Annotated in this window: 14 protein-coding genes; 4 read left to right on the forward strand and 10 right to left on the reverse strand. The window is 58.8% G+C overall.

The annotated features are described in order from the left end of the window. The first annotated feature begins 218 nt into the window (after positions 1-218). Positions 219-2411 carry a YccS family putative transporter gene (gene yccS / locus AEQ63_RS25790; protein WP_042606615.1) on the forward strand — a complete coding sequence of 731 codons (2193 nt, stop codon included), beginning with the start codon at positions 219-221 and terminating at the stop codon, positions 2409-2411. Between the two features lie 111 nt (positions 2412-2522). Here the strand turns inward: yccS and AEQ63_RS25795 are convergent, their stop codons facing one another. After that, complete coding sequence (locus AEQ63_RS25795) at positions 2523-3260, reverse strand: substrate-binding periplasmic protein (RefSeq protein ID WP_064365337.1); 738 nt, start codon at positions 3258-3260, stop codon at positions 2523-2525. A gap of 255 nt (positions 3261-3515) precedes the next feature. Here AEQ63_RS25795 and AEQ63_RS25800 point away from each other — a divergent pair, with 255 nt between their 5' ends. Continuing rightward, positions 3516-3968 carry a GNAT family N-acetyltransferase gene (locus tag AEQ63_RS25800; RefSeq protein WP_064365338.1) on the forward strand — a complete coding sequence of 151 codons (453 nt, stop codon included), beginning with the start codon at positions 3516-3518 and terminating at the stop codon, positions 3966-3968. Positions 3969-4155: 187 nt separating this feature from the next. Here the strand turns inward: AEQ63_RS25800 and AEQ63_RS25805 are convergent, their stop codons facing one another. The 3 genes from AEQ63_RS25805 to AEQ63_RS25815 all read right to left on the reverse strand — a co-directional run bounded on the left by AEQ63_RS25805 (position 4156) and on the right by AEQ63_RS25815 (position 7211). After that, positions 4156-4452 (reverse strand): winged helix-turn-helix domain-containing protein, encoded by a 297-nt coding sequence (locus AEQ63_RS25805; protein WP_064365339.1) that lies wholly within the window; start codon positions 4450-4452, stop codon positions 4156-4158. 98 nt (positions 4453-4550) lie between these two features. Then, entirely contained in the window at positions 4551-5042 is a 492-nt protein-coding gene (locus tag AEQ63_RS25810) for a M48 metallopeptidase family protein (protein ID WP_042606612.1), read from the reverse strand. A 45-nt stretch (positions 5043-5087) separates the two neighbouring features. Next, a complete protein-coding gene (locus tag AEQ63_RS25815) occupies positions 5088-7211 on the reverse strand; it encodes a putative bifunctional diguanylate cyclase/phosphodiesterase (protein ID WP_064365340.1) in 2124 nt (707 codons plus the stop codon). A 313-nt stretch (positions 7212-7524) separates the two neighbouring features. On the opposite strand from AEQ63_RS25815, the gene AEQ63_RS25820 reads away from it, so the two are divergent. Further along, on the forward strand, positions 7525-8193 hold the full coding sequence (locus AEQ63_RS25820) for a polysaccharide lyase family 7 protein (RefSeq protein WP_064365341.1): 669 nt from the start codon (positions 7525-7527) through the stop codon (positions 8191-8193). 96 nt (positions 8194-8289) lie between these two features. Here the strand turns inward: AEQ63_RS25820 and AEQ63_RS25825 are convergent, their stop codons facing one another. Next, positions 8290-8685, reverse strand: a complete 396-nt coding sequence (locus AEQ63_RS25825) for a hypothetical protein (protein ID WP_064365342.1) — start codon at positions 8683-8685, stop codon at positions 8290-8292. A 448-nt stretch (positions 8686-9133) separates the two neighbouring features. On the opposite strand from AEQ63_RS25825, the gene AEQ63_RS25830 reads away from it, so the two are divergent. Next, on the forward strand, positions 9134-9496 hold the full coding sequence (locus AEQ63_RS25830) for a hypothetical protein (protein WP_064365343.1): 363 nt from the start codon (positions 9134-9136) through the stop codon (positions 9494-9496). Between the two features lie 71 nt (positions 9497-9567). Here the strand turns inward: AEQ63_RS25830 and fba are convergent, their stop codons facing one another. The 5 genes from fba to epd all read right to left on the reverse strand — a co-directional run bounded on the left by fba (position 9568) and on the right by epd (position 13677). Continuing rightward, on the reverse strand, positions 9568-10632 hold the full coding sequence (fba, locus tag AEQ63_RS25835; protein ID WP_008081027.1) for a class II fructose-bisphosphate aldolase: 1065 nt from the start codon (positions 10630-10632) through the stop codon (positions 9568-9570). Between the two features lie 170 nt (positions 10633-10802). Continuing rightward, entirely contained in the window at positions 10803-11135 is a 333-nt protein-coding gene (locus AEQ63_RS25840; protein ID WP_064365344.1) for an MliC family protein, read from the reverse strand. Positions 11136-11192: 57 nt separating this feature from the next. After that, positions 11193-11414, reverse strand: a complete 222-nt coding sequence (locus tag AEQ63_RS25845) for a hypothetical protein (protein WP_064365345.1) — start codon at positions 11412-11414, stop codon at positions 11193-11195. Positions 11415-11448: 34 nt separating this feature from the next. Beyond that, positions 11449-12612, reverse strand: a complete 1164-nt coding sequence (locus AEQ63_RS25850; protein ID WP_064365346.1) for a phosphoglycerate kinase — start codon at positions 12610-12612, stop codon at positions 11449-11451. A gap of 12 nt (positions 12613-12624) precedes the next feature. Beyond that, complete coding sequence (gene epd, locus AEQ63_RS25855; RefSeq protein WP_042606605.1) at positions 12625-13677, reverse strand: erythrose-4-phosphate dehydrogenase; 1053 nt, start codon at positions 13675-13677, stop codon at positions 12625-12627. Positions 13678-13825: the final 148 nt, after the last annotated feature.

The raw sequence follows: 13825 nt of genomic DNA on the forward strand, positions 1-13825 counted from the left end.
GAATCACAACTGTGGGAGCGAGCCTGCTCGCGAATGCGGTATATCAGTCGACATATCTGTTGAATGACACTCCGCTTTCGCGAGCAGACTCTCTCCCACAGTGGTTTGTGGTGTAAGTAAAAGGAACACTTTTTGCTGTCAGATGTGCTCGGCGCCATTGCGTCGGCGTCATTACTGGCTCAATTTAGCGGCATCGCCTCGGAAGGCCTTCGCACTTCATGTCCTCGACCTCGTTTCGTCAGTCTTTGCGGCGCCTGTGGGCGCTGGATAAATTCAGCTACAGCGTGCGGGTATTCATCGCCCTGACCGGCAGCATGGCGCTGTGCTGGTATCAGGATGAAATGGGCCTGCTGATCCCGTTGTTCCTCGGCATCATCGCCAGCGCCCTGGCCGAGACCGACGACAGTTGGCAGGGCCGCCTCAACGCCCTCGCCGTGACGCTGGTGTGTTTCAGCATCGCCGCGCTGTCGGTGGAGCTGCTTTTCCCCTACCCGATCATTTTCGCCGTGGCCCTGGCGCTGGCCAGTTTCGGCCTGACCATGCTCGGTGCGCTGGGCGAGCGTTACGGCGCGATCGCCTCGGCGACGCTGATTCTGTCGGTGTACACGATGATCGGCGTCGATCAGCGCGGCGGCGCGGTCACCGATTTCTGGCACGAACCGATGCTGCTGGTCGCTGGCGCGGCGTGGTATGGCCTGCTGTCGGTACTGTGGCAGGCACTGTTTTCCAATCAACCGGTGCAGCAGAGTCTGGCGCGGCTATTCCGCGAGCTGGGCCTTTACCTGAAGTTGAAATCCTCGTTGTTCGAGCCGATCCGGCAGATGGACGTCGAAGCCCGCCGCCTCGAACTGGCGCAGCAGAATGGCCGGGTGGTCGCCGCACTGAACACCGCCAAGGAAATCATCCTGCACCGGGTCGGCAACGGTCGACCGGGCTCGAAAGTCAGCCGGTATCTGAAGCTGTACTTCCTCGCGCAGGACATCCACGAACGCGCCAGTTCGTCGCACTACCCTTACAACGCGCTGGCCGAGGCGTTCTTCCACAGCGACGTGCTGTTCCGCTGCCAGCGCCTGCTGCGTCAGCAAGGCAAGGCTTGCCGGGCATTGGCGGAGTCGATCCAGATGCGCCAGCCGTTCATTTATGACGCCAGTTTCGCCGAAGCCCTGAACGACCTGCATGCCTCCCTCGAGCACTTGCGCATCCAGAGCAACCCGGCATGGCGCGGCCTGTTGCGCTCGTTGCGCGCACTGGCGGCCAACCTCGGCACCCTCGACCGCCTGCTCAGTGATGCCAGCAATCCTGACGCCTTGGCGGATGCCACCGACAGCAGCCTGCTCGACCGCTCACCGCGCAATCTCAAGGACGTTTGGATTCGCTTGCGCACGCAACTGACGCCCACCTCGCTGCTGTTCCGCCATGCCCTGCGCCTGCCGCTGGCATTGAGCATCGGCTACGGCATGGTGCACCTGATTCACCCGTCGCAAGGCTACTGGATCATCCTCACCACGCTGTTCGTCTGCCAGCCGAACTACGGCGCCACCCGGCGCAAACTCGGCCAGCGGATCATCGGCACGGCCATTGGCCTGACGGTGGCGTGGGCGCTGTTCGATCTGTTCCCCAACCCAGTGGTGCAATCGTGCTTCGCCATCGCTGCCGGCGTGGTGTTCTTCACCAACCGCACCACCCGCTACACCCTGGCGACGGCGGCGATCACCATCATGGTGCTGTTCTGCTTCAATCAGGTCGGCGATGGCTACGGGCTGTTTCTGCCACGGCTGTTCGATACCCTGCTGGGCAGTCTGATCGCCGGGCTGGCGGTATTCCTGTTCCTGCCGGACTGGCAGGGCCGGCGCCTGAACAAAGTGCTGGCCAACACCCTGACCTGCAACAGCATCTACCTGCGCCAGATCATGCAGCAATACGCCGCGGGCAAGAGCGACGACCTCGCCTATCGCCTCGCCCGACGCAACGCGCACAACGCCGATGCGGCGCTGTCGACGACGCTGGCGAACATGCTGATGGAGCCGGGGCATTTCCGAAAGGAAGCCGATGTCGGTTTCCGTTTCCTGGTGCTGTCGCACACCCTGCTCAGTTACCTGTCCGGGCTCGGCGCACACCGCGAAACGCAGCTGCCAGCCGAAGTGCGTGAGCATTTGATCGAGGGCGCAGGGGTAAAACTGGCGAGCAGCATCGACGAAATCGCCCAAGGCCTCGCGAGCAAGCAGCCGATTGCGATTCAGAGTGATGAAGAGGAAGCACTGGCCAATGAACTGGAGCAGATGCCGGAGGAGATCGATGAAGGCCAGCGACTGGTACAGACGCAATTGGCGCTGATCTGCCGGCAGTTGGGGCCGCTTCGGACGTTGGCGGCGCATTTGATCAAAGACACCAGCGAGGTCAGTGCTGGCTGACATGGCGTCATCGCGAGCAGGCTCACTCCTACAGGGGAACGCATTCCAACTGTAGGAGTGAGCCTGCTCGCGATAGGGCCATCAGCCCCACAATAAATTCCAGCTCAGCCCTCACATTCCATGCCGCCGCAATAACTTCTCGTAGGTCCCGTCAGCCTTCATCGCTGCAATCGCCCGATCAAACCCTGTGACAATCTGCTCATGTTGCGGATTCTTCAGGCTGACCAATATGTGCAGGCTGTTCTCACTCAGCGGCTTGGGTAAAAACTCCACAGAATTGCGCACCTTCGCCGATTCCCGCGCCAGGTAATACTTCGCCACGTATTCGTCTTCCAGCGTCAGCTTGACCCGATCGGCCGAGAGCATGCGCACGCCCATGGCGAAGTTGTGCACAGGGACTTTCTGCATCGCCGTGTCGGCATCGAACGATGCGGAATAGGCATACCCGCGCACCACCGCAATCGGGTAGGTGTGCAGTTGCTCGAGGTTGCTGTAGTCGATGGGCGCATCCTTGCGCTTGAGGAAGCGAATGCGGTTGATCAGGTACTCGCCGGAAAACTGGCCGATCTGCGTGCGCTCGTCGTTGTACCAGGCGTTGACCAGCACGTCGTAACGCCCTTCGCTAATCCCCAGCAACGCCCGCGCCCACGGCACTTGCTCGTAACCGCTGGCATAACCGGCGCGCGCCAGTGCGGTGCTGACAATGTCAGTGGCCAGGCCACCGTTGATCAGCGCATCGTCGGTAAACGGCGGCCAGTTATCGAACACCAGCCGCAGCTTTTGCGCTGCAGCATCCTGGCCGAGCAACAGCAGTCCGATCAAAGCAACGGCTTGAAGCAATCGCAGCATGCTTGAACATCCTCAGCGGGCATCCGCCCGACGTGGTTTCACGTCAAAATCCAAGGCCCCTTACCGGCAAAACCCAAGCATTGAACATTAGCTCATGGGAGCCAGTACGCAGTGCTCTTGAGCAGATTACACAAAGTCGCAGGCGCCGCGAGAAAGGAATGATGGCATTTTGACCTTTATCACAGACTGTTGCGCCATACAGACATACGGCGCCGCTGCGCTTAGTATCGGGCGACGTATTCAAGGAATCGAAAGATGACAATCGAGTGGATCTGCAAACATCACAGCGATCTGGGCAAAGAGCAGTTGTACGCGCTATTGAAACTGCGCTCGGACGTGTTCGTGGTCGAACAGAAATGCGCCTACCCGGACCTCGACGGCCAGGATCTGGAAGGCGATACCTACCATCTGATGGGTTGGGAGGACGATCAGTTGATGGCTTATCTGCGCCTGCTCGATCCGGAATCCCAGGGTGGTGACGTGGTGATTGGCCGGGTGATCACCGCCCCTGCCGGTCGCGGTAAAGGGCTGGGCCACGCGATGATGGAACAGGCGCTGAAACAGGCCGGGAAGCACTGGCCGCAGGTGCCGATCTATCTGTCGGCGCAGGCGCATTTGCAAGGGTATTACGGCAAATACGGGTTTGAAGTGGCGGGTGAGGAATATCTGGAGGATGGCATTCCTCACATCGGGATGCGTCGCGCCTGAACAGCCCCTCACCCTAACCCTCTCCCAGAGGGAGAGGGGACTGACCTTGGTGTCTTGGGCCATGCGGCGACCTGAAAAACAGTGTCGATTATGGATTCAACAGCATTCGCTCACGTCGGTGAAATTCTACAATTTCCCCCGATCGGCTCCCTCTCCCTCTGGGAGAGGGCTGGGGTGAGGGGCTTTTTCAGGGATACTCAAGAACAGCCTTGATCTGCCGCAAATTTCGTTCGATCCACCCGCGATCAATCGCCCCCCACTCGCGAATCCGATAGCGCCCGGCATGATTGCGTGCGCCCTCTTCCTGCTCGAATTCACAGATGATATCCAGATCGGCCAGCGCGGCGATGGTGTCCTGCGCCGTGCGTCGGGGCATGCCGGTGACTTCGGTCAGCGCCGGCACGCAGGGCGCCAGACCGCTGTCGATCAGATAGGCCACGTAGAGACGGCGGTAGAAACTGCTTTTGGTCTTGCTGACGTCCATCCAAACACTCCCAACGTTAGAAGATCGCAGCCTTCGGCAGCCTGCAAAAGATCGCATTCCAACTGTAGAAGCTGCCGGAGGCTGCGATCTTTTGATTTTTATTGCATATCCCGCCACGTCAGGTACACGCGCAGATCGAATTCGATCTGGTGATACCCCGGCAGCATGTGCTCGCACAGTTTATAGAACGCCTTGTTGTGGTCCGATTCCTTGAAGTGCGCCAGCTCGTGCACCACGATCATCTTCAGAAAGTCCGGCGCGGCGTCCTTGAACAGCGAGGCGATGCGGATTTCCTTGTTGGCCTTGAGCTTGCCGCCCTGCACCCGCGAGACCGTGGTGTGCAGACCGAGGGCGCGGTGGGTCAGGTCGAGGCGATTGTCGAACAGCACCTTGTCGATGGCCGGCGCGTTGCGCATGTACTGCTGTTTGAGATCCAGCGCGTAGCTGTACAACGCCTTGTCGCTCTGCACGTCATGGCGTCCCGAGTAGCGCTGATCCAGGTAATCACCCAGCCGCCCCTCGGCGATCAGTTGGCGCACCTGATCCTGTAAACGCTCGGGATAGGCCTGGAGGTACTTCAAGACAGTCATGGACGGGCAGCACGGCTCGGAAAAAGGTGCGCCAGTGTAGCGAATTCAACCGGCCAGCGCGCTCCAGTCGAACGGCTCGGCAAAGCGGGCCGCGTCCTCGGCGACCAAGGGTCGCGCCACCAGGAAACCTTGCACGTACTCGCAGCCATGGGCTTGCAGCCACCGGTATTGCTCGACGGTTTCCACCCCTTCGGCGATCACCAGCAGGCCGTATTGCTTGCACAGGTCGATGACCATGCGCACCAGCGCAGCATCACGTGGCGAGTCCGGCAGGCGCGCGATAAGATGGCGGTCGAGCTTCAGCGTGTCCAGCTCCAGATCACGCAGATGCGCCAGCGAGCATGATCCGGAACCGAAATCATCCAGCGCCACGCGCACCCCGAGATGACGCAGCAGCCGCAGTTGCTTGCGCGTCTCGTCCGGGTTTTGCATCAACGCTTCCTCGGTGACCTCCACTTCCAGTTGCCGTGGCTGCAGCCCATGGCGCTCCATGACCTGACGCAACTCGGTGACCAGATTCGGCAAGCCGAACTGGGTGTTGCTCAGGCTCACGCCGAGCACCAGATCCTCCGCGAACAGCGCTTCCCAGGCTTTGCGCTGGCCGGCGCCACGGTGATAGATCCAGCTGCCGAGGCGGCTGATCAACCGCGCTTCTTCCAGCAACGGCAGAAACAGTCCCGGCGGCACATCGCCGACACTCGGATGCTGCCAGCGCAGCAACGCTTCGAACCCACGAGTCTGCCCGCTACCGATCGCCACCTGCGGCTGATAGACCAGATTGAAATCGCGGTTTTCGATGGCCTCGCGCACGCTGTCTTCCAGCATCAGGCGCGAGCGTGCGCGGCCGTTCATCTCATGATCATAAAAGCGATATTGCTGACGCCCGGCCCGCTTGGCTTCGTACATGGCAATGTCCGAGGCGCGCAGCAAACCGTCGAGGTTGCGGCCACAGTCGGGATAGGTGGCGATGCCGATGCTGGCGCCAAGGACAATATCCAGACCTTCGATCTGCTGACAGACCGACACCCGCTCGATGAGCTTCTCGGCAATCTTCGCCGCTTGCTCGGGGAATTCCAGATCCAGCAGCGCAGTGAACTCATCGCCGCCCATGCGCGCCAGGATATCGAACGGCCGCAGGCACGCCTTCAACTGTTCGGAGACCCAGCGCAACACGCGGTCGCCGGCGTCATGGCCGAGGGAATCGTTGACCCGCTTGAAGCCGTCGAGATCGAGGTAGAGCAACACCCAGCTACTGTCGCTGCGTTCGCCGCGCAACAACAGGTTTTCCACGGTCTGGTAGAAACCCCGCCGGTTGAGCAGGCCGGTCAGAGGGTCGGTCACTGCCTGGAATTCCAGTTGCTGGTGCAAGTGGCGCACCACCGACATGTCCAGGACGGTCACCACCATCGCGTGCTGCTCCGAGGATAGCGGCGCGCAGGACAATGCCACCGGCACTTGCTGTCCGGGCGCAGTGCGCAGCAACGCATCGTGCAGGCGCAGAGTTTCGCCGCGCTGGTAGCCGGCGTAAAACTCGGAATCGGCCCACAGCGGAATGTGCGGCTTCTGCAGGAAGTCGAGAAACTCCTTGCCCTCAAGCTCCTTGACCGGCGCGTTGAGCAGCCGCGAAATAGCCGGGTTGGCAAAGCGAATCACGCCGTCCTCGCTCAACACCAGAATGCCTTCGGCGGCGTTATCCAGCACCGAGGCATTGAAGGCGCGCGCCACTTCCAGATCATGACTGAGGCGTTGCAGGGCACGGCGATTGCGCTGGTGTTCAAGCAGTGCCTGAACCTTGGGCTTGAGGATTTGCGGATCGAACGGTTTGAACAGGTAATCCACGGCGCCGCTGGCATAGCCCTTGATCACGGCGTCTTGGGATTGCTCGTTGGCGGTGAGGAAAATGATCGGCGTCAACCGCGTGCGCTGGCTGCCGCGCATGAGCCGTGCGACCTCAAAACCGTCCATGCCGGGCATCTGCACATCGAGCAGGACCAGGTCGATGTCGTGTTCGAGCAAAAGATTGAGCGCCTCGAAACCGGAGGCGGCGGTCATCACATGCCAATCCTGGCGCTGCAACAACGCGCGCATGCTGATCAGATTTTCGGGGTAATCATCGACGATCAAAAGGACCGAGTTGCCTTCACCTGGCTGGGGTTGCGCGCATTCCATGCTGCTTCTCTTATCGGGACCGGTTGCCGGCAAAACCATAGACGTACTGAGCCTTCACTCTAGTCGCGGAAGCCACAAAGCAGAAGCAGCCGCCACGCCATCATTTGGCCAATGTTCCATCGAGCCGACTAACGGTCGCCGCTACAGACCCCGGAAACCGGGCAGGATGGCATTTCGACAGGATGTTGACGCCAATCAACTGCCGGACGGGCATTAACAAAAATAGCCGCTACGCTTATAAAGGCGCCCCGAAAAGGCGCGGGCTAGAGCTTCTGGCACCCGCGTTCAGGATGAATCGAGTGGAAGAACCGACATGATCGATCTCGCAACCTGGAATCTCAGCGTTCCCGTTGGCAGCCCGCCGTACACCGTCGAAACCGAAAAACTGGTGAAAGGCTTCAAGGATCAATACTTCCATTCCGACACCGGAACCTTGTTTTTCTGGTCCCCGGTCACCGGGTCAAAAACCGAAAACGCCATCTACCCGCGTACCGAACTGCGCGAGACCTACAGCAACGGCACCCTGCGCAACTGGTACTACCCGGACGCCGACAACCTGCTGCGCGCGACCCTCACAGTCAATAAAGTGCCCAGCTCCGGCAAGATCGTCATCGGCCAGATTCATGCTTATGAAAGTCAGAAGCCGATGGTCAAGCTCGAATATCAGTACAAAGAGAAAACCCAGGCGGGCAATCTGGTGATCAAGGTGCGCATGCGCCCCGATGACGAAGAAAGCCGTGTCATTACCCTCGCCACAGGTATCAAGCTCGATCGCGAATTCAACTACCTCATCCACCTCAGCCCCGGCGGCGCGTTGGGTGTGAGTGCAGCGGGTTATCAGTGGGATTCACAGATCAGCGCGACGTGGCGGGACAAGCCGTTGTACTTCAAGGCCGGGGTGTATGTGCAGGACAACACCGGGTACACCAGTGAGGGTGGGCAGGTGACCTTCTCCAAACTCGACATCGATCACGACAAATAAATCTCCTGGCACGCACTAACAGATCACGAAAACCGATAAAACGGCAGACTATATGAGTCTGCCGTGCTGCATCAGACCGATGTCAGCCGCGGTTTCCTAGAACTCAAAATCCCCTTTTACGGAAAAGACTCCTTCCTCAGATAGATTAAAGACCCCTTTTGGACGGTCTCCGCCTTTGGTCAAACGAAAAGTACCACTCGCATTTTTATCACCGCTTACCCAATCAAATTCTAAATGAGCCCAAATCGGACCATGATCATTCCCCTCTAGTTTGTATTCCTCACCAGCGACGAGATCTTTTTTAAACTTAACTCCCATATAATATTCGTGACCTCCGAAAGTCCTATACTTGGGATTAAGATAGAAAAACTCTTTATCAGAGTACAAACCTTCATTTTTAAGATTAAGCGGGTGAGAACCATACTCTGGATGCTTGTAAGTGATATTAAGGTCACCCGCAACTCGTTTATCAACTTCCAGTTCGATTTTCATTTCTTCGTCCTACAAAATAAATGAATTCAAAGTTTAGTGTTTCGACTGGGCCGGCACACCTGTCATATCTGACAGGTTTTTATATCAAGAAGACATAGACTTAACACCTTTAATAGCCAAACTCTCGCTGATCTGCTATTCCCCGCCAATTTACTGCGCTCATTCAAGTGCAGAAAAATCTGAAACCCCATCTGATGACGGGGTTTGCCTCAGAGGTTACGAGCGGGCGATGGCGTCGAATAACTTCTCGAGGTATCCGAAATCTGTTGACCACTACACTTCCATATTTCCTTTAAGTATAAAACTCATCGCAAAAAGGCCTAGATACCTGTCAACTCTGACAGGTGACGAAATGTGTGCAACTCCATAACCTCACTTCGGAAATATAAAAAGGGAAGGGGAAACTCTTCTTTTCATCACTCATCACCACAATGAAAGGAGAAACTTCATGGGCCAAGTTAACCCGAACGGAATTTACAATGGTCGCGTGTTCGATAGCGGCGCGAGCAATGAAGCATCCCTCACAATCACAGCATCGGATCCGCAGAAGGGCAACATTAGTCAAGCCAGCATGCAGTATTACGGTATGAACTGGACAGTAACTGGCTTTTTCGCTTATGCGAACCTGACAGATGAATCCCCTGTATCCTTTAATCTTCGAGCGGAAGTAAACAGCGGGGAACACAACGTACGCACCATCAGCTTGCGATCGCCTGATAGAAACTATTCCCGCTTGGAGGGCACAGTTCATGTAGACCGCGGGGGGCCGAATTTGGGTAAAACCTACAACATCGAATTTACAAAAAAATGAGCTCGTCCTAAAGCGTAAAAAAAAACCCGTCTCACGACGGGTTTTTTATTACCACTTAGAACTGTAATGAATCAGTTAACCTTCGCGTTCAACTCACCCTTCAGATAACGCTGGTACATCGCTTCCAGGGAGATCGGTTTGATCTTCGAAGCATTACCGGCAGTACCGAACGCTTCATAGCGAGCGATACATACGTCACGCATGGCGGTCACGGTGGCGCCGAAGAATTTACGTGGGTCGAACTCGCTCGGGTTGGTGGCCATCAGGCGGCGCATGGCGCCGGTGGATGCCAGGCGCAGGTCGGTGTCGATGTTGACCTTGCGCACGCCGTGCTTGATGCCTTCGACGATTTCTTCAACCGGTACGCCGTAGGTTTCTTTAATGTCGCCGCCGTACTGGTTGATGATCGCCAGCCACTCTTGTGGCACGGAGGACGAACCGTGCATCACCAAGTGGGTGTTAGGGATGCGCTTGTGGATTTCCTTGATGCGATCGATCGCCAGCACATCACCGGTCGGTGGCTTGGTGAACTTGTAGGCGCCGTGGCTGGTGCCGATGGCGATGGCCAGGGCATCGACCTGGGTGCGCTTGACGAAGTCAGCGGCTTCTTCCGGGTCGGTCAGCATCTGGCTGTGATCCAGAACGCCTTCAGCGCCGATGCCGTCTTCTTCACCGGCCATACCGGTTTCCAGCGAACCCAGGCAACCCAGCTCGCCTTCTACCGAAACGCCGCAGGCGTGAGCCATGGCCACGGTTTGTTGGGTAACGCGGACGTTGTAGTCGTAGTCGGTCGGGGTCTTGCCGTCTTCGCCCAGCGAGCCATCCATCATCACCGAGCTGAAGCCGAGTTGAATTGAGCGCTGGCAGACGTCAGGGCTGGTGCCGTGGTCCTGGTGCATGCACACCGGGATGTGCGGGAATTCTTCGATCGCGGCGAGGATCAGGTGACGCAGGAATGGCGCGCCGGCGTATTTGCGCGCGCCGGCCGAAGCCTGGACGATCACCGGGGAGTCAGTCTTGTCAGCGGCTTCCATGATGGCGCGCATCTGCTCAAGGTTGTTGACGTTGAAAGCTGGAACGCCGTAGCCGAACTCGGCTGCGTGGTCCAGCATCTGGCGCATGCTGATAAGTGCCATTGTGTGTGTCTCTCCCGGTTGAGGGTCGTTGATCGTGCCAGCCTGCCGGAGCGGCGGCGGCTATTCAAGTTAATGCAGATCGGGGATTGAGGCCCGGTCTGGTGATTCGATAAAGCATAATCCTGAGAACTACACAGATCCCCTGTAGGAGTGAGCCTGCGGTGTGTCAATTACTGCGCTTTGCATCCACGGCCAATCAGGTCATTGGTGGCGACCCAATACACCAGGCCTTCGTCACCCTTGACGTGAAACGCCAGCATGCCATCGCTGTACAGCGTGCCCGAGGCGCCCGGCTCTTCTTTCAGGCGATAGACCTGATCACCGCCGCCGAGACGAACGTCGACTTCCTTTTGGCCGGCATCGGCGTAACGCCACAACACCTTGGCCTGGCTGTCGCAGGTCCAGGTTGTCCAGTTGTCCGCCGGGGCCGACGACTGAAACAGGTTCAACTGCGCGCAACCGCCCAACAATGCCAACGCCGCAACGGCGATCAAGCCTTTCATCCGTGTTCCTCGACTGGCGACGCTCGCCGCCAGCCCTGAGTTAAAGAGTCAGACCCGTCAAGGACAACCATGTTCCTTGACCGGGGTTTGCGTCTCGTATTTGTCCAGGCCGTCCGGACCCGAGCGCTTATTTAGCACCGGGTTGGTTTCGGCCTGCCAGTCGGCCTGATAACAGCCCTTCTGCGGCTCGCTCGGTGCTGGCGTCGCGTCGGCCTTCGGGTTACTCCCGCAGGCCGCCAGCGTACCGCTCAGCAACAACAGCGCTAACGACTTGACCATGAAAACACTCCTTTGCCTGGCCAAACGGGCGGCCTCAGGCCTTGGCCCGGGTTTCCAGGACTTCAACGGCAGGCAGCACCTTGCCCTCGACGAATTCGAGGAACGCGCCACCACCGGTGGAAATGTAGGAGATTTGTTCAGCCACGCCATATTTATCGATCGCCGCCAGGGTGTCGCCACCGCCAGCGATGGAGAATGCCGAGCTCTCGGCGATGGCCTGGGCCAGTACCTTGGTGCCGTTGCCGAACTGATCGAACTCGAACACGCCAACCGGACCGTTCCACAGAATGGTTTTCGACGATTTCAGCAGCTCGGCGAAGTTGGCCGCGGTTTGCGGGCCGATGTCGAGAATCATGTCGTCAGCCGCAACGTCGGCGATCAGTTTCACAGTCGCTTCAGCGCTTTCCGCAAATTCCTTGGCGACCACAACGTCAACCGGCAGCGGCACGCTGACTTTCGCAGCGATTTCACGGGCGGTGTCGAGCAGGTCCGGTTCGTACAGCGACTTGCCGACCGGGTGACCGGCCGCCGCGAGGAAGGTGTTGGCGATGCCGCCGCCGACGATCAGTTGATCGCAGATCTGGCTCAGGCTGTTCAGCACATCGAGTTTGGTCGACACCTTGGAGCCGGCAACGATCGCCGCCATTGGCTTGGCCGGTGCGCCAAGAGCTTTGCCCAGTGCGTCCAGCTCAGCGGCCAGCAACGGGCCAGCGGCAGCGACTTTGGCAAACTTGGCTACACCATGGGTCGAACCTTCGGCGCGGTGAGCGGTACCGAAAGCGTCCATCACGAACACGTCGCACAGGGCCGCGTATTGCTGGGCCAGCTCGTCAGCGTTCTTTTTCTCGCCCTTGTTGAAGCGCACGTTTTCGAACAGCACGATGTCGCCCGCCTTGACCTCGACGCCACCGAGGTAATCAGCCACCAGCGGCACTTCGCGGCCGAGCGCCTTGCTCAGGTAGTCGGCGACAGGTTTCAGGCTGTTTTCGGCAGAGAATTCGCCTTCGGTAGGACGGCCCAGGTGCGAGCAGACCATCACTGCCGCGCCTTTTTCCAGGGCCAGCTTGATGGTCGGCAGCGAAGCCAGGATGCGCGCGTCGCTGGTGACAACACCGTCCTTGACGGGGACGTTGAGGTCTTCGCGGATCAATACGCGCTTACCTTGCAGATCGAGGTCGGACATCTTCAACACGGTCATGGGTCGCACTTCCTACGGTTTTTTTGAAGTTGCTGTTTGCAGATAGTGATCTGCAACGTCCAGCATTCGGTTGGCAAAACCCCACTCGTTGTCGAACCAGGCCAGGATGTTCACCAGTTTGGGGCCGGAAACACGGGTCTGACTGGCATCGACGATGGCCGAATGTGGGTCATGGTTGAAATCACAGCTGGCGTGCGGCAACTCGGTGTAGGCCAGAAGGCCTTTGAGCGGGCCGCTGGTGGCGGCTTCGCGCAGGATCCGGTTGACCTCGTTGGCGTCAGTCGCGGTGGCGGTCTGCATCGTGATGTCGAGGCAGGACACGTTGACTGTCGGCACGCGCACGGCTTTGGCCTGAATTCGTCCGGCAAGTTCCGGCAGCAGGCGCTCGATACCGCGTGCCAGACCAGTGGACACCGGGATCACCGACTGGAACGCCGAACGGGTGCGGCGCAGGTCTTCGTGGTGATAGGCGTCGATCACCGGCTGATCGTTCATCGCCGAGTGGATCGTGGTGATCGACACGTAATCCAGACCGATCGCCTGATCGAGCAGGCGCAGCAGCGGCACGCCGCAGTTGGTGGTGCAGGAGGCGTTGGACACCAGCAGTTCGTCGCCCGTCAGGCAGTCCTGATTGACGCCGTAGACGATGGTGGCGTCGACATCCGCTTCGCTGGCCATCGGCTGCGAGAACAGCACGCGCGGCGCGCCGGCGTCGAGAAAACGCTGACCGTCAGCACGGGTGTGGTAAGCGCCGGAGCACTCCAGCACCAGATCGACGCCCAGCGACGCCCAATCGATGCCTTCCGGGGTGGCACTGCGCAGGACCTTCACGCAGTCGCCATTGATATGCAGACAATCGCCCTCGACCCGCACTTCGCCGGGGAAACGGCCGTGGGTGGAGTCGAAGCGTGTCAGGTATTCGATGCTGGCCATATCGGCCAGATCGTTGATCGCGACAATTTCAAACCCGGCCTTCGCGCCGCGCTCGAACAACGCCCGCAAGACGCAACGACCAATGCGGCCGTAGCCGTTGAGTGCAACTTTGTAAGGACGCGGTTGAGGCATGGGGTTCTCGATAGAATTCGCTAACAACACAACCCCTGTAGGAGCTGACGAGTGAAACGAGGCTGCGATCTCTTGATCTTGTTTTTAAGATCAAGATCAAAAGATCGCAGCCTTCGGCAGCTCCTACAGGGGAACGCGGCGGCCAGGG

The sequence above is a fragment of the Pseudomonas sp. RIT-PI-o genome (assembly GCF_001297215.1).
Classification (GTDB): domain Bacteria; phylum Pseudomonadota; class Gammaproteobacteria; order Pseudomonadales; family Pseudomonadaceae; genus Aquipseudomonas; species Aquipseudomonas moraviensis_A.

Coding starts and splice junctions, on each gene's coding strand:
- yccS (WP_042606615.1), top strand. CDS start 219: ATGTCCTCGACCTCGTTTCGTCAGTCTTTGCGGCGCCTGTGGGCGCTG.
- AEQ63_RS25795 (WP_064365337.1), bottom strand. CDS start 3,260: ATGCTGCGATTGCTTCAAGCCGTTGCTTTGATCGGACTGCTGTTGCTC.
- AEQ63_RS25800 (WP_064365338.1), top strand. CDS start 3,516: ATGACAATCGAGTGGATCTGCAAACATCACAGCGATCTGGGCAAAGAG.
- AEQ63_RS25805 (WP_064365339.1), bottom strand. CDS start 4,452: ATGGACGTCAGCAAGACCAAAAGCAGTTTCTACCGCCGTCTCTACGTG.
- AEQ63_RS25810 (WP_042606612.1), bottom strand. CDS start 5,042: ATGACTGTCTTGAAGTACCTCCAGGCCTATCCCGAGCGTTTACAGGAT.
- AEQ63_RS25815 (WP_064365340.1), bottom strand. CDS start 7,211: ATGGAATGCGCGCAACCCCAGCCAGGTGAAGGCAACTCGGTCCTTTTG.
- AEQ63_RS25820 (WP_064365341.1), top strand. CDS start 7,525: ATGATCGATCTCGCAACCTGGAATCTCAGCGTTCCCGTTGGCAGCCCG.
- AEQ63_RS25825 (WP_064365342.1), bottom strand. CDS start 8,685: ATGAAAATCGAACTGGAAGTTGATAAACGAGTTGCGGGTGACCTTAAT.
- AEQ63_RS25830 (WP_064365343.1), top strand. CDS start 9,134: ATGGGCCAAGTTAACCCGAACGGAATTTACAATGGTCGCGTGTTCGAT.
- fba (WP_008081027.1), bottom strand. CDS start 10,632: ATGGCACTTATCAGCATGCGCCAGATGCTGGACCACGCAGCCGAGTTC.
- AEQ63_RS25840 (WP_064365344.1), bottom strand. CDS start 11,135: ATGAAAGGCTTGATCGCCGTTGCGGCGTTGGCATTGTTGGGCGGTTGC.
- AEQ63_RS25845 (WP_064365345.1), bottom strand. CDS start 11,414: ATGGTCAAGTCGTTAGCGCTGTTGTTGCTGAGCGGTACGCTGGCGGCC.
- AEQ63_RS25850 (WP_064365346.1), bottom strand. CDS start 12,612: ATGACCGTGTTGAAGATGTCCGACCTCGATCTGCAAGGTAAGCGCGTA.
- epd (WP_042606605.1), bottom strand. CDS start 13,677: ATGCCTCAACCGCGTCCTTACAAAGTTGCACTCAACGGCTACGGCCGC.